Below are 24220 nucleotides of genomic sequence, written 5' to 3'. Positions count from 1 at the left end.
CTTCCCGAGGCTGGTGGCGATAGTAATACATCGAGCTGGACAGACATACCATCCGGCAAGCCCGACGACCCGATATCCTGTACTGGTCCTGCAGCCACACGGCCGCCTGTTTACGAAACACCGGTTTCAAAGCTTTTTTTTATCACCTCCTGTAGCATCTGTTTATCCAGACTCAGATCGGCAACCAGCTTTTTTAACTGATGATTCTCTTCTTCTAACTGTCGCAATCTGCGCAATTCACTCACCCCTAAGCCACCGTACTTCTTCTTCCAGTTAAAAAATGTAGCCTGGGAAATACCCATCTTTCGGCAGATCTCCTCCACCCGAGTTCCAGTCTCTGACTGCTTCAGCGCAAAGGCGATTTGAGCTTCGGTAAACTTCGATTTTTTCATGGCAATTATTTAGTTAAGTTATTTATAATTGCCCTTTTTCTCTAATTTAAGCTGCTGCTGTTTTCCGGGGGGTGGTCACTGTGATTGGGCGTTTTAATACAATAGATAGATTTGCAGAGAAATATGTTGATCTAACGCCTTATCAATACGGAGGGAATAATCCAATTAAAACCATTGACGTTAACGGGGATTCTCTAATGGTAATAACTTTAAAGGGATTAGATGGCAAAAATCCCCAATTGCGACAAAGAGAATACTATGTTGAAAGTGAGATTGGTTATCAAATGAAAGGACTTTACAAGCGGAAATTCCGAGTTACTTGAATATGTGGAAATTTTTTAACCATTAATCAAATTTTCAGGGTTATTGTTTAGTTTATGAGGCTTATAATTGATAAATAAACCTACAACGATCTGGAATCTTACGATCCTGATAGTACTCTGTATCCATTCTAAACAGTACCAGAACGGAGGAGGAGCGGGTTACTGAAAGAGACGATGCTGGAACCGTCAAACGATTTTGATGAGATTGACGGGAGGAAGAACTAAAATTGCCTTAGTTGTCGAGGCTGCTCAAATGGAAAATGTAGATCTCTGCCTTTTCTATTCAATAGGAACTGTTTAGTTTAATGGCTTCGACTGTTCATTTCAGATGGCCGTCCGGAGTTTTCCTATAAAATCAAGGAAGGTGCTTCAAATGAAAGGCTGGGAATGTATAATTTTTAGAAATGAGGGGATCTTTGATATTCTCGACAACGCAGCCGGGAGGTAATTGGTGCGATAGTAGTTTGCATAGATACGAAGAGAAGGCGTCAAAAGATAGAAATGAATTATTAAATTAGAGAACCAATAAAATCGCGTATGAAAAGCAAGTGTATACTGGTCGTATTTATTCTGGCACTTACAGCTGTAACGAGTGCATTTGCTCAATCAAATAACCCGGCAATAGCTGGTGCATGGCAAATCAAAGAAGCAGACAAAGAACAACTATTGATTTTGCAGGACGGGTTTTTCTTTCATACCGCTTACAACAAGGGCGACAAGCTGTTTTTTTACAGTCGTGGGGGAACATACAGTCAGAACCCGAATGCATTAAAGGCTGAAATTTATTTTAATTCATCAAATAAGGAAGAGGTTGGAAATCAGTTCAGTGCAAAGTACTCCATTACCGGACAGACGCTCAACCTATCACTTAACGGGGAAACACAAAGTTGGAACCGATTGGATGATAGCTCTGCGCCTTTGGCGGGTGTATGGCGAATTACTTCGCGCAAGCAGGACGGCAAACTTACTCCCATCCATCAAACAGGTTCCAGGCAGACCTATAAAATACTCTCTGGAACACGTTTCCAATGGGCAGCAATAGATCCTGAGAAAAAGGAATTTTCAGGAACTGGAGGAGGTACCTATACCTTCGTTGATGGGAAATATACCGAAACTATCGAGTTTTTTTCAAGAGACGGCTCTCGTGTAGGCGCCTCTCTGAGCTTTGATGGGAAGCTAGAAAATGGGGAATGGCATCATAGCGGCCTGAGCTCTAAAGGTGAGCCGATTTATGAAATATGGAGCCGAGTAAGATAGCGCAGCTCATTTGCTATGGTTGGATGAGCTAACGCAGGCACATTTAGAATAGTCGGTGATGCCTAGCTTGTTTCCGAAGGGATCATTAAATTCCACAGAGAACCCAGTCAGAATTTCGAATGGTTCTGTCAAGAATACCACCCCTTTTTGTTTTAGCTCATGGTAAGCCTGGTGAACATCATCCACTGTGAACCAAATGGCTGGTCTTGTATTTTGCCTGTTGCTAAGAATGATTGCAGCTTCATTGTTTCCAACTTTAAAAGCTGTCATGCCTTTTTCTGAAAAGTCGAACTTGGTTTCAAGACCCAGCTTGTTTTTCTCCGCCAATCCGAGATGGGCACCTCATAGAAGAGATCTGTTTGCTGATGGAGGGGAGGCAACATCCTTCAACTTGACGTCGTTCAGCCTGAACGTACAGCATCAGCAGTGCGGCAATAGCGAACTCCATTACGCCTGTCTTAGTGCTGAAGGATTTAACTTACACCGTTCTCACTGCGATGGCACAATACAGAGGCACTTCGTAAACAGACGCTGTGGCAGTTACTTTGTCATAATTTCATTTAAGAACTGACAATCTTTCTAAAAAAGTCAAATTTAGAAAACGCCTTATCTTTTGGATTTGTCAGAATGTAATAATCGGGTCAAATAGAGATCATATGAATCTCATGAAATCTGTACAAGTGCTTATTAATTAAGGGTATCTATGATGGTTGTGTAAAACCGTGAGCATATGATCTGGGTTTGGCACAGCTATTGACTATCTGACAATGTAAGTCAATAAATAGATAATTGATAGGTTGAACTTAAAAATTAAGAAAATGAAAAAGTTATTATTGTCAGTTTTTGCAGTGGCTGCGTTGAGTATGACTACTCAAGCACAAACAGAAAAAGGTAAATTTATGTTAGGTGGTAACCTTGCATTTGATAGCCAGAAAAGTGATGCAGATAACTCTAAAGCAAATACCAGCTTTGAGATTGTTCCTAACGTAGGTTACTTCGTTTCAGATAATGTCGCAATTGGTACTGGTATTGGTTATAGCTATGACAAAAAAATTGGTACCTCGAAAAATGAAGCGTTTGTTGTAAGCCCATTTGGTCGTTATTATACAAACGTCTCAGATCGATTTAAATTTTTCGGACAACTTTCAGTACCAATGGAATTCGGATCAACACATGCTGTTAATGCAGATGGTGACAAGGGTGCTAAACTTGGCAAATCTACTCAAATCGGCGTAGCGGTATCTCCTGGTTTTGCGTTCTTCCCAAGCAAGAAAGTTGGCATTGAATTCGCATTAAACGGTTTAAATTATACCAACTACCGTGTTAAAGATGGTGATGACAATGACGTTAAGGGAGCAGGATATGACCGTGTAAGTTTCGGAACTAACTTTTTCGCTCCAAAATTGGGAATCCAGTTTCATTTTTAACAAACATAAATAGACCGGCTGTTTATAAATAGTCGTATGATTAATACCGGCCAAAGCAAGAAAGCGTCCCTGGGGCGCTTTCTTGCTTTGGCCGGTATTATTTGTTGTCACCATAACGTTGAGTCTACTCTTAAGAACCTCGTTGTTTCTACCTAAAATGAGTAGCTGATTCATTATTGGAAAATTAGACAAACGTTTGCGTATGCTTTTTTGCGGATCAGCGTTTTGACCACCGGAAATTTTATTCCAAATTAGGTTTAAGCTTAAGTATTAAACCCTTCAAATGAAAACTCCCTTCAAGACAACATTGCTGCTGGTCGTTATGCTATGCGCATTCGGTACCCAACTTCAGGCCCAGGTGATTAACGTTCAAAATGGTGAAAAATGGTACGGAGGGGCTGTCAACGATGCACACCTGATGCCATTTACTGATGGATATAGATTGAATTTGTTTGGTGATGTACGCGGCAACCAGGCTGCGCCTCTGCTGTTGTCGAACAAGGGAAGGTACGTTTGGAGCGAGGAGCCTTTCGAGTTTTCATTTGAGAATGGCCAACTGGTTATTTCAAAAGCGAAGGGAGAAGTTCTGATAGATGCAAGAGGGAAAACCTTGCGGGATGCTGTTGGAAATGCGTCCAGGCGTTTCTTTCCATCGAAGAAGCAAGTGCCAGACACCTTGCTTTTTACGAAGCCGCAGTATAATACATGGATAGAACTTGTTTATAACCAGAATCAGCAGGATATTTTAAGCTATGCAAGGGCGATTAAGGCTAATGGGTTCCCCGAGGGTGTGATTATGATCGATGATAACTGGGCTGATTACTACGGTAGATTCGATTTTCGGAAAGACCGCTTTGAGAATGCTGCAGGGATGGTCGATAGCTTGCATCAGATGGGATTCAAGGTGATGCTATGGGTAAGTCCATTTATCTCTCCTGATACGGAAGTTTTTCGTGAACTCCTAGGTAAAAAGCTCGTGTTGTTCACAAATAGAGGAAATAGTGGTATTTCTTGGGAAGATGCGGAGAACCCAGCATTGATCAGTTGGTGGAATGGTTATAGTGCTGTACTGGACTTTACCAATCCTCAGGCGAAGAATTGGTTCACGGACCGGCTCCATTACATGATGAAAACCTATCATATTGATGGTTTTAAATTTGATGCCGGAGACGCGGACTTTTATCCCGACGATGCGGTTTCGTTTCAAAAAGCAAGTCCAAATGATCATACAAGACTATGGGGCGAAATAGGGCTTAAATTTCCATTGAATGAATATCGTGCTATGTGGAAGATGGGCGGCGAACCGCTGGTTGAACGTTTGCGTGATAAACAGCATACATGGGAAGATTTGCAGAAGCTTATTCCGCATATTACAACTGCGGGTTTGCTGGGATATCAGTTCACTTGTCCGGACATGATCGGCGGAGGTGAATTTGGCTCATTCCGCGATATCAAGATCCTCGATCAGGAATTGATCGTCCGTTCGGCTCAATGTTCTGCTTTGATGCCGATGATGCAGTTCTCCGTTGCGCCGTGGCGGGTCTTGAGTAAGTCAAACCTGGCCATCGTAAAGAAAATGGTTGCGTTGCGCGAAAAGCACGTTGCTTATATCATCCATCTCGCCAAAACATCATCGACGACAGGTGAACCTATTGTAAGAAGCATGGAGTATGCTTTTCCCAACCAGGGCTTCTCAAATGAAAAGCAACAATTTATGTTGGGAGAAAAATATTTGGTAGCCCCCGTTCTGAACAAGGGAAGGGAAAAGACGGTCCGGTTACCGAAAGGCAGATGGCGTGATGACAGGGGTGAGACCTTCGTAGGCCCGCGTGTGATCAAGCAAGAAGTAGCGCTTGACAGATTGCCGGTATACGAGTCATTAGATGAGTGAAGCGGTAGTATTTAAGGATTGGTAAACTATGTCTCGTCTGATACGCACTTCATGTTATCAGGATTGAAACTAAATGTTATATTTAGTGATCGAGATGAATAATAAATTACCGACGATAAAAGAGATTGCCAAGAGGTTGAATGTATCTGCATCAACCGTATCGAGAGCCCTGCATCATCATCCGAGTATAGGTCAGGTGACCACCATGCGTGTCCACAAGGTTGCAAAGGAGCTGGGTTATGAGGTAAATAAATCTGCCATCTATTTCAAAGAGCGAAGAACGTACACCATTGGTGTCATTATTCCAAGTTTAGCTGAGCCTTTCTTTTCATCTGCCTTAAGTGGCGTAGAAGATTTTGCAGGACGATTCAATTACAATGTGATTATTGGGCAGTCTCTGGACAGTATTGAACGTGAGAAACGGATTGTTGAAAATATGAAAGATCATAGGGTGGATGGGATATTGGTTTCATTAACCAAGGATACCTCGTCTTATGAGCATTTCGAAAATCTGAAGAAGTACAATATTCCCATTGTTTTTTTTGATCGGGTTCCGCAAATGACGGATATTCATTTTGTGTCCTGCAATCTCCATTCGGGGATGCTGCAGGCGATAGCTAAGTTCATCGATATGGGCCATGAAAAGATCGGCCTGATTAATGGCCCGGCAAAAATGGCTGCAACGCTTCAGCGGCTGGAAATTTACTTCAAATGTCTCAAGCAGAATCAGCTTGCGATTAACTATGATATTATTACTTCTACAACACTAACTAAAGAGGATAATATTAAAGCAATGAAGAAGCTGATCATTCAGGATAATCCTCCAACGGCAGTGATGGTGTTTAATGACTATGTGCTACTTGACTGTATTGCTACAGTGAAGGCTGCCGGACTGAGGGTTAATCGCGACATCTGCTTCATTAGCTTTGCAAACCTACCTGTCTGGGAGTATATGGACACGAAGCCTCTTGCTTCGATCGAACAGTTCTCGTACAAGCAAGCGTCAATGGCTACTGATTTTCTTTTTAAACTTATCGAAAGAAATTCGAAAGGAGAAAGCCCGAACTCAGACTTTTTACAACGAATTATTGATTCTGAACTGGTGAACTACTAGGTTTCAGCCTAAAAACCCTGTTTTCTTGCTTGTTTGTTTGCTTTCAGACTCTGAAAATGTGTGATTTCTCTCGCATATTAAAAATAAGACAAACGTTTGCGCATGTAAGTCAAACGTTTGCGTAATTAAAACTTCCCTTTTCTTCATCTGCACGGATTCTTTTAGTGACTTTTTTAGCAGAACTTTAAGCTATTCCATCGAACATTTACTAATTAGTTCTCTAACCCCTACATAACACAGTATGAAAAAAGTTCTACTCCTGTTCTGTTGCCTGTTTGCCTTCTCGAAGGTATTCTCTCAGAGCCAGACTGTATCAGGCAAAATTATTTCCGGTTCTGATCAGCAGCCGCTTCCAGGTGCGGCCATTTCTGTTAAAGGATCTAGAGTTGGCGTTTCTTCAAAAGTTGACGGAACCTTTCTTATCACTCTTCCGTCTTCAAGAGCAACTCTTGTGATCTCTTCTGTTGGATTTCTAAACAAAGAGGTCGATGTGACCGCCGGTCAGAGGGATATGGTGATACTCCTGTCTGACAATGTTACGGAGCTTAACGATGTTGTTGTTGTTGGTTACAGCAGTAAAAAGCAGAGTGAGCTTACCAGTGCTGTTACCGTGGTGTCTGCTGAAAAGCTGAAAGATGTAACTGCCAATAACATAGGTACTATGCTACAGGGCAAGGTAGCGGGTCTGCAGGTGGTGAACAGTTCGGGTGCGCCGGGTGCTGCCCCTGAGATCAGGTTGCGCGGGGTGTCGTCTGTAAATGCCAATCAAAGTCCGCTCTATGTGGTAGACGGAATAATAGGTGGCAATTTTGATCCGAATGACGTGGAAAGCATCACGGTATTGAAAGATGCTGCCTCTACCGCATTATATGGTTCGCAGGCTAACGCAGGTGTAATTATCGTTACAACAAAAACTGCCAGAACAGGGAAGACGCGATTCGAAGTGCGAGCAACATCGGGCTTTCGCACTGCTGATTTTGGCAAGATGGAACTGATGAATAGCAATGAACTTTACGATTATCATAAAGAGTTCTACAGGGACTATATTGTGGGCGCCCCCGATAATTCGTATAAGATTGATCTGGTGAAGTTTTATGGTGAGCGTCCGCTTACATTGCGTAGTCAGGATTACGACTGGTCTAAAGAATCATTTAAGGCGGCCCCTGTGCAGAATTATTACGTATCGGCCAGTGGCAAGACAGACAAGAATGACTACTATGCGGGCTTGTCGTATTACAATGAGAAGGGAACTTTTGTCAATACGGGCTATCAGCGCATCAATCTTCGGGCAAACTCGACTTACCATTTCTCTAAGAGACTGGATGTAACAAACAATATCAACTTAAGTGGATCTACAGGTCGCAGTTACGATTACATGGATATGTATTATTCGTTCCTGAACCTGCCATGGGACAATCCCTACGACGAAAACGGCAACCCGGTTTATGTTGATGGTAATTCCGCTTTTAAATGGTGGTCCAGAGATAAAATCAATCCTATACATACGGTCGAAAATGCTGATCATACTTACAAGGGTTTCGACGTGAACTACGACTTCATGATCAACTACCGGATTACCGACTGGTTAACTTTTAGTAGTACAAACCGTGTTTCTGCAGCGTTTAACAAGGGTGTAAATTATGTTTCACCTGCAGCAGCAGGGACATATCACGGAGATGGCTATATAGATGAGCTGAATACGCTGAACTACGGTGGTATCTCCAATAACCTGTTAAAATTTAACTTTGATCTGGGCGACCACTCCCTGAGCGGCCTCGCAGGACTTATCTTCGAAGGTGGTAAGTCTGAGTATTCGGGTGGATCTGGCAGAGGACTGCCCGAGGGGCTTAAGGTTCTGAACGTCGCCTCTAATACGCAGCTGGTTAACGGTTATAACGACAGAAGCGAACTGCGGTCTTTCTTGTCTCAGTTGAACTATACGTATAAAGGACGCTATATTTTATCCGGTTCGTTCAGGGTTGACGGCTCATCCGCATTCCCGGAAAGCAAACAGTATGGTTCTTTCCCGGCAGTCTCTGCCGCCTGGCTGGTGAGCAACGAAGAGTTTCTGAAGGATAGCGAGGTGATTGACAATTTCAAGCTAAGAGCAAGCTATGGTGTAACAGGCACGCAGGACATCGGCGCATCCAGATATCTCGGCCTGTTTTCTTTGACGACTCAGTATAATGCATTGGTGGGTGCGGTTCCTTACCAGTTGGCTAACCCGATGTTGACCTGGGAAAGTAAGCACCAAACTAATATTGGCTTCGACCTGAACCTGTTTAAGCGCGTTAATCTTACCGCTGATGTCTATCGAAATGATACCAGGAATCTGCTGCTCGAAGTGTCGCAACCCCTGTCCGTAGGATTTGAAACACGGTGGGAAAATGCCGGAAATGTAATTAACAAGGGTATCGAACTAGGACTAACTACTACGAATATCACCAATGACAACTTCGAGTGGGTAACAGATTTTAACATCAACTTCAATAATAACAAGATCTACGGTTTACCGGCAGATGTGGTAAAGACCGGATCATGGAGTATCTCACAGATTTACCGCAATGGTGGCAACCTCTATGAATTTTATATGCCTAAATGGGCTGGTATTGACAGTGAAACGGGTTCCCCGCTTTGGGAGAAACTTATTTATAACGACGCGGGCGTGGCTGTTGCGAGCGAAAAGACAGCTAATTATGCCGATGCCACTATCCAGGAAGTTGGTTCTGCACTGCCTAAGTTTCAGGGTGGATTTAACAACAGCTTCCGCTACAAAAACTTCGGACTGCGGGTAAATACTTACTTTAATTACGGCAACAAGGTGTTTAGCAACAATCTGCGTTTTATGATGAACGATGGTCATGAGCCTTATTATAATCAGATTAAGCTGCAGGATGATGCGAAGGTGTGGGCAGGTCCAGGTGATACGCAGGCGACTGAACCCAGCCCTCAAAACTCAGCTAACTCCACTGAAACGTCGACCCGCTACCTGAGGAATGGTAGTTATTTTACGATTCGGAATATCGCATTCAATTACACGTTGCCATCGTCATTTTCTAAAAAGTTGAATCTGGAGAACATTACCATAGGGGTAACGGCCGACAACGTCGCCACATTCTCGAATTTCCTCGGTCAGGATCCTCAAACTACGATCACTCCGGGCAGTAATGTGACTCCGGGTGTGTCTGACTTTAAATATCCGAACAACAGACAATATCTGTTCACCATAAACTGCAACTTCTAGACCTATACTTTGACGTGCCAATAAAATATACTCGACATGAAAACTAAGATAACCGCCATATTTACTCTGTTGTTGATGATCACAAGCAGTTGCGAGGATCTTTCGGTGTTGCCAACTGATGCGACCAGCACCGAAACGCTGGTTACAACAACCGCGGGACTGACCAATGCACTGAATGGTGCGTATGCACTGTTCAAGGATCACATCACCTTCAATGGAACTGTTGATCAAAATAACATGTATCTCCGTCAATTTTATCATCTTTCTGATTTTGCGAGCGACGATATCGTGAATGGACAGGTGACCACTGACCCGCTTTACTATAGTTTCAGTCTGGGTCATTCTCCATCGCAGGGAAATACACGGTATTTCTGGTATGTATCATACAAGATCATTTCAGGGGTGAATACCGTAATCGATGCTGTTGAAAAATCACCTGAGCAGGATGCTGCAAAACAACAGCTGCTGGGAGAGTGTTACTTTATACGTGCGTTCTGTCACTTCAATCTGGTGCGTCTGTTCGGTAAGCCTTACAGCGTTGAGTCAGAATCTCCCGGTATCATCCTGCGCACTTCACTAAATGAAGAGTCGATAAAAGCGCGCTCTACTGTTGCGGAAGTATATAGCTCCGTAATCGCGGATGCCGAAAAGGCAGCATCGTTGATGACTCAGCCCCGGGGGGTGCAGTATGCTTCTAAAGAAGCGGCATGGGCGTTGTTGTCTCGCGTCAATCTTTACAAGGAGGATAATCAAAAGGCTATTGATTACGCCAATCAGGTGATCAATTCAGGCCGTTTTTCGCTTGAAACAACAGCGAGCTACCCGGGGCTCTTTGCTAAAGCCACTACCAGTAATGAAACGATCTTCTGCGTAGCTTTTACAGCGGCAGACGATTACGGCAAGTTCGGTTCCATTGCTTCTATGATCTACTCAGACGGTAATTCGGGCTGGGGAGAAGAGTTTGCCTCCTCATCGTTGCGAGGGCTCATGTCCAAACATCCTGAAGATGTGCGCTGGTCATATATCGTGCCTTCTAAAGATGCTGGTGGGAACATTCAGAAAAAGAACGGTATAGAGATGCACTATATTACGAAATTTTCCTTCCAGGATGGTTCTCCTAACTTAAGCTCGCCTATCATCTTCAGACTTGCAGAAATGTACCTCAACAGAGCGGAAGCGCAGGCAAAGCTTAACCAAACTGCCGCTTCTCTCGCAGATCTGGATGAGATTCGTAAGAACCGCGGGCTGCAGGGCTCTGTGTATAACGGTACGTTGCCTGCCGGATATACTGCTCTCGACGCCGTGCTGGAGGAAAGACGTATCGAGCTGGCGTTTGAGGGGCATCGTACTTATGACGTTTTCAGGAACAAACGGTCGCTTGATAAGACTTACTGGGGCTATCATCTGGTGGGGCTGAAAGAGACTGACATTGACCTGAGCCGTACTCCCTCAGGTTATCAGAATATGGTGGTACCATACACCAATCCTCGTATCATTTATTATGTGCCGATCGACGAGGTGCTCAGCAATCCGCTAGTAGTTCAAAATCCTTAACAGGCAACCATCAATTTATACTTACGACAATGAAGAAGAGCAAAAATTATATATACCTGCTGACTTGGTTGGTTATCGGGTTCATGTTAAGCGCATGTGAAAAGGATGAAACGGAGATTAAAACAGATCTGTTGTACGAAGTTGCTGTGGAAGGCAATCAGGTAACCTTTACGGTGAAGACGGAAGGAGTAAGTGGTTACAGATGGGAGTTCGGCGACGGGCAGACCTCCACCGACGCTAATCCCACTCATACCTATCCGGGAAAGGGCAAGTATGTGCCTACGCTGTATGCCACGGTGGATGGCAAGCCGGTGGAAGCCTCAACAGTACTCCGGATAGCGAAGACCACTCCGGTAAAGCTTAATGACAATACATTGGATGACTGGGAGGCAGTAGCCACAACTATTCCGCTCGGTGCGAGGAAAGGTGTTTTCAATGAGGTGAAGATGGATTATGATGGAAACTATGTTTACGTATACGTTGACATGGTGGGGAAGAAAGCCAACGAAGATATTTTCGATTTCTATATTGATTCTGATAATAATCCTTCGACAGGTCTTTTAACCGGCACATTCACAGAGGGGGGCTATGATATACTACTGGAAGGTCAACTTCTTGCTGCAGGTGTGGATATCTTTTATCATAACAGTGCAGACCAGAATGCCTTTAGTTTTGCGCAGCAAAGCATTTCAGAGGCTTATCAGGTTGGCACTATTGTGGAGACCGGGGCGAACGTGAAATTTGAAATGCGCATCGGCCGCGGTAAGCTAAAGGGCCTTACAGGTTCAGGGTTGAGGATTGCAATTCAGGCTATCAAGAGTGACTGGTCGGCAACATTGGGTAGTGCACCAGACGATGGCACTGCGAGCTTTCGGTTAGATATGAGCGAGTAGGTATGACGGTTACTAGCAAGCGAACCGACGGGCGTGTTCTCTCTCTTGATGTACTGCGCGGACTGATTATGCTGTTGCTTTGTGCGGAAAGCTGTGCGGTCTATGTTGCTCTGAGTAAACTACAGCCTGTTCAGCCCTTTGCCGGCATGGTAAACCAGTTCTTCCATCATCCCTGGCATGGCCTTAGGTTTTGGGATCTTGTTCAGCCGGCGTTCATGTTCATGGCAGGTGCTGCTATGTACATATCTTACAGCCGCAAGTTGGCAAAGGGAATCAGCTGGAGTTCCAACTTCCGGCACGTTCTCTGGCGGAGCGCGAAGCTGTTCATCTGTGGTGTTGCACTGCATTGTGCATACCAGGGAGAACTGGTATGGGAACTGTGGAACGTGCTTACGCAACTGGCCTTCACTACTGTTGTAGCATATCTGATCATTAAAGCGCCCTTCGTTTGGCAGCTTCTATTTTCCATCGCTTTGCTGTTGGTAACAGAGCTGCTTTATCGCATGGTGTTGGTGCCGGGATTTGATCAGCCCTTTGTTGAGTCGCATAACTTCGGCTCTTATATGGATACTCTACTTATGGGCAAGATTAACAGCGACGGCTGGGTAGCTATTAATGCTGTACCAACCGCTGCTCATACGATTTGGGGAGTGTTGACGGGCAAGCTTTTGGTTTCGGCACGTCCTGCGGAGTTTAAGATCAGATTGTTGATGATCTCAGGGGTTCTGGCTCTGCTTGCGGGATTTTCACTTGATCTGGCAGGCGTAACTCCCATAATTAAACGTATCAGTACGTCCTCTTTTGTACTTGCCTCCGGGGGATGGGTTTTGCTGATGCAGGCGTTCATTTACTGGCTAGTCGATGTTAAACAGAACGTGAAATATGCATGGTTCTTTTCGGTAATGGGAATGAATGCGATTTTTATTTATCTGTTTTTTGAAACGGTCGGGATGCAGTGGGTTAATGGCACGGTGCACATCTTCACAGGCGGTCTTCTGCAGACTTTTTTCGATACTCCCAGCACAGTGGCAGCATTGATATCGGCTTTAGCAGCACTGGCTCTTGAATGGGGATTGTGCTACTGGTTATACAAACAAAAGATATTCTTCAAACTATAATGAGTTTAACTATGAAACGTCGCTACAATAATTTCCGTCTGCGCGCATATTTCGCAGCCTTATTACTTACCGCAGCCTGCAAAGACAGCGATTCTAAATTGGTGCGGGTGGAAAAGCTGAACGTAGCCTACACGGAGAGCACGGCGGATTTTCCCAATCCGGAGCGTGGGTTTTATCGGTATTCAGAGACATATGCCAGCAATTTTGCGGCTTTAAATGCGGATGAATTGAAAGGTTATCGCACATTGCAGACAGTGTCTGGAGCAGGGTACCAGGTATTGAGTACACTGGTTTTCCGATATTATATCCTTGACAATGTTACTGCTGGTCCTATCCAGGCCTCGTTTCTTGCAAACATAGAAAAGGATATGGTTGCAGCCCGTTCGGGAGGTGTGAAGATTATCCCGCGTTTCGTTTATACCGTGGAGCAAAAAAGCGGTGATTGTCCGGAGGGATTCATCTGTCCACCCTACGGCGACGCGGCAAAAGCCGTCGTTCTCAACCATATTTCACAGCTTAAGCCGGTTTTACAAGCTAATGCCGATGTAATTGCCTGTGTGCAGCTGGGCTTCATAGGTACGTGGGGTGAACAGTATTACAGTGACTTTTTCGGTGACGCTTCAACCAACGGCGGGCAGGGCAATAAACTGCTTGACCGGAACTGGCTGGATCGTGCCGAGGTGTTACGGGCCATGCTTGATGCCGTGCCTGCAGACCGAACGGTACAGGTACGTTATCCACAGATTAAGCAGCGCTATGTGTATGGCGTTAACGCCCCGATTAGTTCGGCTCCCCTGACCGACGCCGATGGCTTTACAGCTACTGACAATGCACGTATTGGGTTTCATAATGATTGCTTTCTGGCCAGCACCAATGACCTGGGCACATACGAGGATTATGGCAATAGCGCATCGCCAAGAGCTTCCAGCGGTTCGGTTATCAACGCGTTGCGCAGCTATATGGAAAATGACAGCAAATATGTTGCGGTAGGAGGGGAAACGTGCTCGGATGATTACAGTCCCGCAAATGACTGCGAACCTGCCGGTAAGGCTCAGGCCGAGTTTGCTGCCATGCATTACAGTTACATCAATGCTCATTACAACAACAACGTCAATAATGATTGGGAAAGCGGTGGCTGCATGGATAATATTAAGAAGAATCTGGGCTATCGTTTTGTTTTGCTGAACGGGTCGTTTCCCGATAATGTGGTGCGTGGAACTTCGATGAGCATCGTCATCAATCTTAAAAATGCCGGATATGCATCGCCCTTCAACAAACGGGTGGCAAAGCTCCTGTTACGAAACAAGCAAACCAACGAGGTGCAGTCTTTTGATCTGGCTACGGATGTACGTAAGTGGTTCTCGGGAAATCACAAAATTGAGGAAAATATCAAGATTCCGGAAAGTATGGCTGTCGGTGATTATGAACTGCTTCTCAACCTTCCGGACGTTTACGAGAGCCTGGCAGGAAAGTCCGAGTATAGCATTCGCCTCGCGAATGAGGAGGTCTGGGAAGAAACAACCGGGTACAACAGACTAAACCATACCATCAAAGTTAACTAACGTTTATTTTCTAACAGCTAATTGATATATAGTGCAAAGTGTAAAGAACATATCAGAGATAGCAGCTCATTTCAATTGCAATGTTGATACGGGTTCTCTGAAGAAATTTGGGTCAGGGCATATCAATGATACGTATTTTTTAAAGAACAGGGACGAGGCAGGATTCGATTACCTGCTGCAGCGCATCAATCATCACATCTTCACAGATGTAGGTAAACTGACCGAGAACATGTGTAGGGTGATTAATCATCTGAAAGAAAAGGTAGCAATGAAAGCCTCCGGTTGTCCGGATAAGGAAGTTATGACTCTCATTCAGGGTAGGGACGGGAAGTACTTTTATCAGGATAGTAAGGGTGACTATTGGCGGATGTGCTTTTTTCTTAACGATACCAAGACATACGACGTAGTGGAAACAGAAAAGCAGGCGTTCGAAGGCGGCAAAGCTTTCGGACGGTTTCAGAACATGTTGTCGGATATGCGTGCAGAAACATTGTATGAGGTTATTCCTGCCTTTCATAACATTGAGAGCCGGTTAAAGGCTCTGGAACAGGCGGTGCAGGTTGATCCGCTTAAACGGAGTCTAACGGTTAAGGCAGAGCTTGATTTTATTGATGCTTATTCAGAGGAAATGAGTTACTTTCAGCAGCCGGAACAGCAGGCCGCCCTGCCTAAACGGGTCACCCACAACGATACCAAGTTTAATAATGTGCTGCTCAATAAGGATGACGAGGCACAATGTGTTATTGACCTTGACACCGTAATGTGTGGGTATGTGGCTTATGATTTCGGCGACGCCATTCGTACAATCATCAACACGAGGACTGAAGATGAGGAGGATGTGAGTAAGATTCAGCTGAACGTACCTCTGTTTAAAGCTTATGCCCGGGGATACATGCAGGAAGCTGGCGACTTCCTGATCGATGCGGAGATCAAGTCATTGATCATGGGTGTCCTGCTGCTGCCATACATGCAGGCTGTGCGGTTCTTAACTGACCATATAAATGGTGATACGTACTTTAAGATCAAGTTTCGGGATCATAACCTGCAAAGAGCAAGGGCGCAGTTAAAGCTTTTTGAAATGCTTTATAAGCGGAAGGCCGACCTGAACGAAGTTATTTTCGGCCATGTCGAAGCTTACAGGTCAAAAAATTAATATAAATATCAACTTAATATACACTTGAGAATATGGATCGCAGAGATTTTGTTAAAAATGCCGCTGTTGGACTAGCAGGGCTGACAATTTTGCCATCAGGAATACTATTTGCGAAGGACAGGGACAAAGCTCGTCTCGGTTATATCGGTGTGGGGCTTCGTGGGCGGAATCACATCACCGCAGGCTTACTACGCTCAGATATAGAGATTGTTGCTATATGCGATACGCAGGAAAGTTCACTCAAGCTCTGCCGCGAGCAGTTTGTCAAGGCAAAGAAGAAATTGCCTGTTGAGTATACAGGAGGCGTAGACGCGTATAAAAAGTTACTTGCTCGCAAGGATATTGATGGTGTAATCATTTCGACACCATGGGAGTTTCACAGAGATCAGTCAATTGACGCTATGCGGGCGGGAAAATATGTTGGCTGCGAGGTTGTTGCCGGCATCACTACGCAGGATCACTGGGATATTCTAAAGGTATACGAGGAAACAAAGGTGCCTTACATGACATTGGAGAATGTATGTTACAGACGAGATGTGATGGCCGCTTTGAATATGGTGCGCCAGAATGTTTTTGGGGAGCTGGTACACCTGGAGGGTGGATACCAGCATGACCTTCGTCCGGTATTGTTTAATGATGGTAAGCAGTTTTATGGCGGGGGTGCCGAATTTGGCCCGCAGACGGTGGGAGAAGCGCAGTGGCGTACGCAATATAATATCGAACGGAACGGCGATATTTATCCTACTCACGGCGCTGGACCCATCATGAATTATATCGACATCAACCGTGGTAATAGGTTTACGAACCTGGTATCATTTTCGTCAAAGTCACCTGGTTTAAACGCATACATCAAGAAGATAGCTCCGGGGCATAAGAATGCGGATATAAAGTTTAAGAATGGTGATATCATCACGACTACGCTCAATTGTGCAAACGGTGAAACGGTACTTTTATCGCACGACACTCATTTGCCGAGACCATATTCTTTAGGTTTCCGGGTTCAGGGGACAGAGGGGATCTGGATGGATGTCAACAACAGTGTCTATATCGAAGGCAAATCGAAGAAGTATGACGAGTGGGATAAAGCCAGTGAATGGTTCGAAAAGTATGATCATCCTTTGTGGAAGAAGTACGAACATTTGGCTGAAGGTGCCGGACATGGTGGTATGGACTGGTTTGTGTTCAACGCCTTCGTAGAAGCGGTAAAGCAGAAGAAACAGACGCCGATCGATATTTATGACTCTTTAACGATGAGCGTGATCACGCCCCTTTCTGAAAAGTCGATTGCTGATGGTAATATGCCGCAGGAGTTTCCTGACTTCACCAAAGGGGCATGGAAGGAGCGTAAGAACACTTTTGCGTTGGATGACAGTGGACTTTAGGATAATTAGCCGACATACACTGTAACTATTCACCAGGCTTTTTCATCTTATAGATATCATTTTCTCCGGTTCTTTTAACTCAACCATTTAAAATCATATAAGATGAAAAAGTTTGTCGTTCTTCTTTTGGCTGTGGGTCTGGCTGTTTCAGTGAAGGCTCAATTTAATGCGGATAAGGATCCGCTGATTACTAAGTCATTAACTAATCAGTCGATCAGGAAGGTTATTGCTCGTACGTCGGGTGGCAGTATTGTTGTGGCGGGGGTCACAGAGGGAGAGGCGCGGCTGGAGGTTTATGTGAAACCTTCGGGAATGAGTTTCGGAAGTATGTCCAAATCTGAACTTCAGAAAAAGCTAACGGATGATTACGACCTGGTTATTTCGACGGCAAACAATCAGCTGGAAGTGACAGCAAAGTCCAGGAGCAGCATCAATTGGAAGCGTCAGTTGAGTATCTCATACAAGATTTACGTTCCAAGGAATGTTAGCAGTGACTTATCAACCAGCGGAGGTAGTATCAAGCTGTCGAATTTAAATGGTAACCAACGGTTCAGGACCAGCGGCGGAAGTTTGCAAATTGCGGACATCCGTGGAAACATAGAGGGCAAGACATCGGGAGGAAGTATAAATGCTGACAGATGTACCGGTGGGGAAATTTCGCTTGCTACATCGGGAGGATCTTTGAAGCTTAATAATCTGAAAGGCATTATTCAGGCAAATACCAGTGGCGGCAGTATCAGGGGAAGTAATATCTCGGGCGAATTGAAGACCCACACCTCAGGCGGAAGCGTAAACCTGGATGGATTATCCTGCAGTCTGGAGACTTCAACCAGCGGTGGCAGCATGAATATCACGTTGCTTGATCCGGGTAAGTATGTGTCTGTCAGTACGTCGGGAGGAAGCGTGAATATGAGTATGCCTGGGGGAAAGGGTATGAATTTAAAGGTAAGCGGACAGTCTGTGCGGGTAAATCCCCTGAGGAACTTTAATGGCACTACTGATAAACGTAGTATAAACGGAACAGTAAACGGAGGAGGTATCCCGGTCAGCGTGAGTGGCAGCGGTAGTGTGAACCTGTCGCTGATTTAGGTAATATTTAGCTTAATTTCTTGTAGCTTTATCTGCTCAAGATTTTTTAATGGAGACCTTAAAAGACGTTCATCATCAATTCGCCGTATATTTTCAGAACCAGTTTCTGCAGCCTTATATCTACCTGGTTTCCAAGAAACTTAGCGAGGGGCATATTTGTCTGCGGCTGGATAGCCTGGACAGAGAGAAGGCTGATCTGTTTGAGAACTGGCAGGCATATCTGGATGATACGGAGCGGCTGGAAAGGGAAAATATCGTTACTACGGATCCGGACGGATATCAACCGTTTGTGTTGTACAACAGGCGCCTGTATCTGCACCGTTATTTCCAGTACGAGAGCCGGATTCTACAGCGTATACTTGTTTTTATTTCCCATGAGGAGCGTTTCAGAGCCGAGAGAATCCAAGCACTGAAGCAGAACGGCAACTTTATAAGTAATCTGTTCAGGGAAGAGGGCTTAAGTGAAGCTCGCCCAAATTGGCAACTGGCGGCGGCTGTGAGTGCGGTATTGCAAAACTTCACGATTATCACTGGAGGGCCGGGGACTGGTAAGACCACGACGGTGGCTAAGGTTCTGGCTCTCCTTCATTCCATAAACAAATCTTTGCGGGTGGCTCTTGCTGCCCCGACCGGTAAGGCGGCGGCACGGATGGCTGAATCGCTGAAAAACGCAAAAGTTGATGGATCAGAGGAGCTTGCTGCATTCTTTCAGGCGCTGGAACCTTCTACGATCCACCGCCTGTTAGGCTTCATTCCTGACTCCCCATTCTTTAAACACAATCGTGAGAATCCATTGCATGTTGATGTGATCATCGTGGATGAGTCGTCCATGATTGATGTTGCACTGTTTGCGAAGTTGCTGGATGCTATCGGGCCTGACACCCGCCTGATCCTGCTGGGCGATAAGGATCAACTATCGTCAGTGGAAGCGGGCAGTTTGTTCGGCGATCTGTGTCAGGCTCAGGAGCCGCTGAATGTATTCGGGCCAGAACGCCTGGACCTCATCAATTCTTTTGCTGATCAATTGGCGAGAGTTCCTCTTTCCGGATCGCATCAGTCGCGACACCCGCTGGCTCAACATGTGATCGAGTTGAAGTTCAGCAGACGTTTTAAGGATGAGGAGGGTATTGGCAAGTTTAGTAAAGCGATCATCAAAAATGATGTATCTGTAGTCAGGGACTTTATCCGTCAGGAAAGAGATGAGCATGTTGCAGTCGATACTCAGTATTCGGATGGTCTTTTTTCGGAATTCATCCGGGCTTATGAGCGATATATCAAGGAGCCAGATATTTCTCTTGCTTTGAAGTATCTGAATGACCTACGCGTGCTTTGTGCCATGAGAGAGGGTCCTCAAGGACTGTACGCCATGAACTTGAAGATTGAGAAATATCTGGAGGCCAGGGGACTTATCCAAGTAGACAGGGAGTTCTATCATCACCGCCCCATCATCGTAAGCAGCAATAACTATAATCTGGGATTGTTTAACGGGGACGTTGGTTTGATCCGACCTGACGACAAGGGTGTTCTTTACGCCTGGTTTGAAAATAAGGAGGGCGAAGTCAGATCTTACAGCCCAGGTTTCATAACGAATTGCGAGACGGTATTCGCCATGACCATCCATAAAAGCCAGGGCTCTGAATTTACGAAGGTCCTGGTGGTTCTTCCCGATGACAGCAATAGCAATTTGCTAACCCGGGAACTGCTTTATACGGGTATCACACGTGCCCGCGATTTTGTGTTGCTCCAGGGTTCTGAAGACGTTATCGTGCGGGCATGTGACCGATTTGTAGAGCGTGCATCGGGAATTGTTGAACGATTAAACCAGATTGAGGCATAATATGAGTTTGTTCTTAAAAGTTTCTAACTCGTTAACAAAGCTTGCTGAGAGTCTTTGCTTAGAACTGCGAGCGCAGCAGCCAGGTGTATTTCAGCCTTATGTAATTGTGACGCAAACCGAGGGAATGAATAACTGGTTGAAACTTTCCTTTGCGGAAAATATGGGCATTGCGGCCAACTATCAGTTCTACAAGCCGAGTGATTTAATTAACCAGATCTATTATATTCTGGGCGGAAAGGGTTCAGGCACTACATTATCGGCAGAAAATACCTCCTGGCTTTTGTATCACTTGCTGGATGATGAGGATTTTGTGAAGCGATATCCGGAGGTATCCGGCTATTATGAACATAGTGGCGCAGATAGTAATCTAAAGCGAATGGGCCTGGCAGATAAGCTTGCCGATCTTTTCGATCAGTACCAGATTTATCGTCCGGAAATGATCATGAAGTGGAATGAGTCGAGTTTGGAAGAAGGTGTCGTCGACTGGCAGCAGTACTTATGGATGAAAGCGCGGGTACTTTCTGCGATGCAGCTGCCGGATAAAACGCTTGTCGGGGCTTATATTCTAAAAACCCTGCGTCAGGGTGAGAATATTGACTTGCTTCGGGCGTACATGCCGGCCATACATGTCTTTGGCTTATCGATCACGACGGGCTATCACCTGACCTTATTCTATGAAATTGCACGTCACGTTGATTTTTCATTCCATATTCTCAATCCGGCTCCTGCGGTATACTGGTTTGAAGATAAGAGCGAAAAGCAGCTAGCCTGGATGAAGAAAAAGGGCTTTGCTGAGCCCGATGAAATGACGATAGGAAACCCGCTGCTAACCAGCTGGGGAAGGGTCATTCAAAATACCTTTCATTTGTTTTTTCAGAACGATGAGATGCTAAATGTTTACGAGGAGGCGGAATTTGAGGAGCCGGTTCCAGACAGTCTTCTGGGCAAGATACAGCATGATATTTTTTTTAATCTGATTGGGCATGATCGTAATGAGATCTATCCTGAGGATCTTGGCGATGGCTCTGTTACCATCAGCTCTTGTTTTACTCCGGCCAGGGAGGTCGAGGTCTTGTATAATTATCTGGTGCATCTGATAGATAAGCGGCAGGAAGAATTGTCTCCCCGGGATATCGTCGTGATGGTAAGTGATATCGATGCTTACGCACCCTATATCAAAGCGGTGTTCAGCAATGTTCCTTATAAGTTTCAGTATACCATCGCAGATGAGAATTTCACACATACGGATACGATCAGCAATGCGCTCCATTCCTTGTTCTCGATCAGCGAAGATAACTTCGGGGCGGAAGAGGTGCTGCAGCTGCTGGATTCCAGCTATATCAGAAAGCGCTTCGGAATTACGGATCTGCAGTTGATTCGTTCAGCAGTGGGCAACGCGAATATCCGTTTCGGTATGGAGGGGGATGTTGCTGACGATACTGTCTATGTAAGCTGGAAGTATGGTATTCAGCGCTTGATGTATGGCATCTGCATGCTTGGAAGCGAGGAGTATGGCGCAGGGAAAGATGGTTTTTATCCAGTAGACAGCATTGAGGGTTCTGCCTCCTACGAGATTATCCGTTTCTGTCACTTCATGGAGGTGCTGATGGATTCTGTTAGGCAGCGTAAGCAAGTGAGAACCATTGCCGGATGGGTACAGTATACGCAAGGGGTTTTGGAAAACCTGGTCTGGGATCTGGAAGAGGGCACTGAGGAGGACTTCGAACTGCTCCTCGCTGAGTTGAATAAATATAATCTATTGACGCCTATGGTGGATGAGGAGATTAAATACGATGTGTTTCGCTATAAGTTCCTGCAGACAATTTCTGGCTCTACTCGTGCGGGAGCCTTTGTTCAAGGTGGAATTACGTTTTGTTCGTTGATCCCCATGAGGAGTATCCCTTTCAAAGTGGTTGCTCTGCTGGGACTGGATTTTGATAAGTTCCCCAGAAAGGAGAACCCGGTAAGCTTCAATTTACTGGAGAAAGACAAAAAGAGAGGCGATCGTAATGTGAAGGAGAACGATAAGCATCTCTTCCTTGAAACGATATTGTCGGCGCACAAATATTTCTACATCAGTTATATCGGACAGAGTGCGAGAGACAATACTGCGCTTCCGCCCTCGGCGTTAATAGATGAGTTAATTGACTATATCGAGTCTGGGACCTTTGAGAAGAGATCTGTGAAGGAAAACCTGATTACCCATCACCCGCTTCACGGCTTTAGTCAGAAGTACCAGGGCGGTGACGATCGATTGTTCAGCTACATTACGCAGATGGGATCGGGCATGTCGCTGGCTGCTGAGAATAGGCAGCACACTGTGTCGGAAAACTCGGAGTTATCTCTTCGCTCTCTTGTTTCATTCTTTAAGAACCCGATCAAAGGGTACTATAACGATGTGCTGGGAATCTATTACCGTCTTGATAAGGTGCTGATGGATGAGACTGAGCTTTTTGAACTGGATAAGCTGCAGCAGTGGCAATTGAAGCAGGACTTGCTTCGTGCGGGTGATGAGGACATTGCGGGGCTGAGAAAGAAGCTGGTGAAGACTGGCGGGCTGCCTTTGAAAAGCATGGCAGAGATTAGTTTGGGTCAGCTTGAGAAGGAAGTTTTGCCTGTAAGATCCTTGTTCAAGGCATGCATCGGGGATGCATGCCTAAGAAGTGTATCCCTGGAGCTGACGGTTGATAGCGTGCTTTTGAAGGGAAGTCTTGACCAGGTTTATGGAGATATGCTGGTTTATGTTTCCTGGTCTAAGCATGAGATGAAGTACCTGATCGACGCTTACATACAGTATCTGTTTGCCCGGGCTGCCGGCGAGAACCTTTCGCTGTTTTTCGTCTCTGCGATCAAAGGTCAGGTTTATGAAGGTGCAGCGATCAGTAAGGCCGAGGCCATGGAAAGGCTGTCTGACCTGTTGATTTTATACAAAATGGGTCACTCGCAGATTCTCGCCTTTTATCCTGATTTTCATGTCGATCCGTCAGATTTTGTTCAACTATCGCTCGAAAAGTTTAATTCTCTGGTAAAGAAAAAGTTTGCAGATACCATGTTTCCGAGTTCTGACGCTTACGCTTTGAAGGAGTACGGCAAAGGATTTTTCTCCGGGGAGGATGCGTTTCACGCATTTGTGCAAAATACAGAGAGGATTCTGGTTCCTTTAACCCAGGTATTTCCAACTTACTTTTAATGATGGCAGTAGCTCATAAGTTTGAAGATTTTAATGCGAGTCAGGTCCCTCTGCAAGGCAGTAATCTGATCGAAGCAAGTGCGGGTACTGGCAAAACTTATTCGATTGCCATTCTGATGCTCCGGCTGATCCTGGAGAAACAGCTGATGGTGAAAGAGGCACTGATGGTAACCTTTACGAAGGCCGCTGTGGCTGAGTTGGAAGAGCGGATCCGTTTATTCATTCGTACTGCTTATAAGTATGTGCAGGGGGAAGAGATTGGTGACGGTGCCATTATGCAACTGGTGGATCAGGCAATCGGGGATCTCGGTGTGGAGCAGGTGGAAAACCTGCTTCGCGACGCGGTGCTCTTTTTGGATGAAACGTCTGTGCTGACGATCCACAGTTTTTGTCAGCAAACACTAACACAGTTTGCTTTTGAAACGAAGCAGCTCTTTGGAGCGGAAACGCTTCAGGACACCAGTGCTGTTTTGCAAGATGAGGTCAACAAGTTCTGGAGGAAAGAGGTAACGACTTTGCCAGCGGAGCTGCTCGAATATTTGATAGGTGCAGGGCTGAGTCGTGCCAGTATATTAAATGTGGTGAAGGAGCATCTCGGGGGAAAGCACTACATGTCTTTCAGGGAGGAAGAAGTGTATTCGTATTGCGAGGATGACCATAAGGAGATCCTTCGGATGTTCAAACAATTGAAGGCTACGGAAGATACTCTGCGGCAGTGTTTGGTTGAACATCTGGATGAGCGGGCAGAAGAGATCCAGCAGCTGGCGATGGGAAATCCTCATGCTAAAAAGAAT

The 24220-nt window shown here is 45.3% G+C and carries 16 protein-coding genes and 1 pseudogene; 15 read left to right on the top strand and 2 right to left on the bottom strand.

The window, feature by feature from the left end:
* Positions 1 to 392: pseudogene (locus tag ACKI5J_RS00215) on the bottom strand (transposase); the annotation flags it as partial.
* 860 nt (positions 393 to 1252) lie between these two features.
* Here ACKI5J_RS00215 and ACKI5J_RS00210 point away from each other — a divergent pair.
* Positions 1253 to 1972 (top strand): hypothetical protein, encoded by a 720-nt coding sequence (locus ACKI5J_RS00210; protein ID WP_407425327.1) that lies wholly within the window; start codon positions 1253 to 1255, stop codon positions 1970 to 1972.
* A 6-nt stretch (positions 1973 to 1978) separates the two neighbouring features.
* On the opposite strand, the gene ACKI5J_RS00205 is transcribed toward ACKI5J_RS00210, so the two are convergent.
* Entirely contained in the window at positions 1979 to 2299 is a 321-nt protein-coding gene (locus tag ACKI5J_RS00205) for a VOC family protein (protein WP_407425325.1), read from the bottom strand.
* Positions 2300 to 2790: 491 nt separating this feature from the next.
* Here ACKI5J_RS00205 and ACKI5J_RS00200 point away from each other — a divergent pair, with 491 nt between their 5' ends.
* From ACKI5J_RS00200 to ACKI5J_RS00135, 14 genes are all read left to right on the top strand, one after another.
* Entirely contained in the window at positions 2791 to 3399 is a 609-nt protein-coding gene (locus ACKI5J_RS00200; protein WP_407425323.1) for an outer membrane beta-barrel protein, read from the top strand.
* Positions 3400 to 3682: 283 nt separating this feature from the next.
* A complete protein-coding gene (locus ACKI5J_RS00195) occupies positions 3683 to 5290 on the top strand; it encodes a glycoside hydrolase family 31 protein (RefSeq protein WP_407425321.1) in 1608 nt (535 codons plus the stop codon).
* Between the two features lie 94 nt (positions 5291 to 5384).
* Positions 5385 to 6404 (top strand): LacI family DNA-binding transcriptional regulator, encoded by a 1020-nt coding sequence (locus ACKI5J_RS00190; RefSeq protein ID WP_407425320.1) that lies wholly within the window; start codon positions 5385 to 5387, stop codon positions 6402 to 6404.
* Positions 6405 to 6645: 241 nt separating this feature from the next.
* Complete coding sequence (locus ACKI5J_RS00185) at positions 6646 to 9648, top strand: SusC/RagA family TonB-linked outer membrane protein (RefSeq protein ID WP_407425318.1); 3003 nt, start codon at positions 6646 to 6648, stop codon at positions 9646 to 9648.
* 36 nt (positions 9649 to 9684) lie between these two features.
* The gene (locus ACKI5J_RS00180; protein WP_407425316.1) at positions 9685 to 11202 is read left to right on the top strand and encodes a RagB/SusD family nutrient uptake outer membrane protein; all 1518 of its coding nucleotides are present in this window, start codon (positions 9685 to 9687) and stop codon (positions 11200 to 11202) included.
* A 29-nt stretch (positions 11203 to 11231) separates the two neighbouring features.
* Positions 11232 to 12095, top strand: a complete 864-nt coding sequence (locus ACKI5J_RS00175; protein WP_407425314.1) for a PKD domain-containing protein — start codon at positions 11232 to 11234, stop codon at positions 12093 to 12095.
* 2 nt (positions 12096 to 12097) lie between these two features.
* A complete protein-coding gene (locus ACKI5J_RS00170) occupies positions 12098 to 13213 on the top strand; it encodes an acyltransferase family protein (RefSeq protein WP_407425312.1) in 1116 nt (371 codons plus the stop codon).
* 11 nt (positions 13214 to 13224) lie between these two features.
* A complete protein-coding gene (locus ACKI5J_RS00165) occupies positions 13225 to 14775 on the top strand; it encodes a DUF4832 domain-containing protein (RefSeq protein ID WP_407425310.1) in 1551 nt (516 codons plus the stop codon).
* A 31-nt stretch (positions 14776 to 14806) separates the two neighbouring features.
* Positions 14807 to 15928, top strand: a complete 1122-nt coding sequence (locus ACKI5J_RS00160) for a phosphotransferase enzyme family protein (protein ID WP_407425308.1) — start codon at positions 14807 to 14809, stop codon at positions 15926 to 15928.
* 32 nt (positions 15929 to 15960) lie between these two features.
* Positions 15961 to 17310: a Gfo/Idh/MocA family protein gene (locus ACKI5J_RS00155; protein WP_407425306.1), complete on the top strand. Its 1350-nt coding sequence runs from the start codon at positions 15961 to 15963 to the stop codon at positions 17308 to 17310.
* Positions 17311 to 17412: 102 nt separating this feature from the next.
* The gene (locus tag ACKI5J_RS00150) at positions 17413 to 18399 is read left to right on the top strand and encodes a hypothetical protein (protein ID WP_407425304.1); all 987 of its coding nucleotides are present in this window, start codon (positions 17413 to 17415) and stop codon (positions 18397 to 18399) included.
* 49 nt (positions 18400 to 18448) lie between these two features.
* Entirely contained in the window at positions 18449 to 20236 is a 1788-nt protein-coding gene (gene recD / locus ACKI5J_RS00145) for an exodeoxyribonuclease V subunit alpha (RefSeq protein WP_407425302.1), read from the top strand.
* 1 nt (position 20237) lies between these two features.
* Positions 20238 to 23426 (top strand): exodeoxyribonuclease V subunit gamma, encoded by a 3189-nt coding sequence (gene recC / locus ACKI5J_RS00140; protein ID WP_407425300.1) that lies wholly within the window; start codon positions 20238 to 20240, stop codon positions 23424 to 23426.
* Positions 23426 to 24220, top strand: a 795-nt coding sequence (locus ACKI5J_RS00135) for a UvrD-helicase domain-containing protein (RefSeq protein ID WP_407425298.1), incomplete at its 3' end; no start/stop codon positions are given. The genes recC and ACKI5J_RS00135, both read left to right, overlap by 1 nt.

Origin of the sequence: Arcticibacter sp. (assembly GCF_045629565.1) — a bacterium.
Taxonomy (GTDB): domain Bacteria; phylum Bacteroidota; class Bacteroidia; order Sphingobacteriales; family Sphingobacteriaceae; genus Arcticibacter.
This window is presented reverse-complemented; position numbering and strand designations above follow the sequence as displayed.